The 511-nt window shown below is 46.8% G+C and carries 1 pseudogene; it reads left to right on the forward strand.

Annotation, left to right across the window (positions count from 1 at the left end):
- Positions 1-423 (forward strand): annotated as a pseudogene (locus R8N47_RS28535) (lipid kinase YegS); the annotation flags it as partial.
- Between the last annotated feature and the right edge of the window lie 88 nt (positions 424-511).

The raw sequence follows: 511 nt of genomic DNA on the forward strand, positions 1-511 counted from the left end.
TACACACTGACTGGCGTTGTGAAGGCGCTCGGCTTCAAACCTTATGATGGCAGCATCATTATCGAAGGGGGTCGCTACGATGGCGAAATGTTGTTAGGGGCATTTTGCAACAGCCGCTTAGCTGGTGGCGGTCAACAGCTCGCTCCTCATGCGATGATTGATGATGGTTTGATGGACTTAACGCTGGTTCGTCCGTTTTTACCGCATGAATTGCCCAAAGTCATTGAAGAGATTAACAACCCATCCGAGAAAGGCGAGTTTGTGAAACACACCCGAGCCAGTTGGTTGGAGATCGATTTTCCGAATCCTCTACCACTTAATTTGGATGGCGAACCGTATCATTCCCGTAAAATTCGATTTGAAGTGCAGCCAAAGAGTTTGAAGTTGGTGCTACCTAAAGATTGCCCGTGCGTGACGCACTAAGTCTAACCTTGTGAGATGAGCAAAAACAAAGCCACCGATGGGTGGCTTTGTTTTATCACTATTTTTTACTGTTTCAACGAATAGCTCC

The sequence above is a fragment of the Vibrio sp. 2132-1 genome (genome assembly GCF_033344315.1).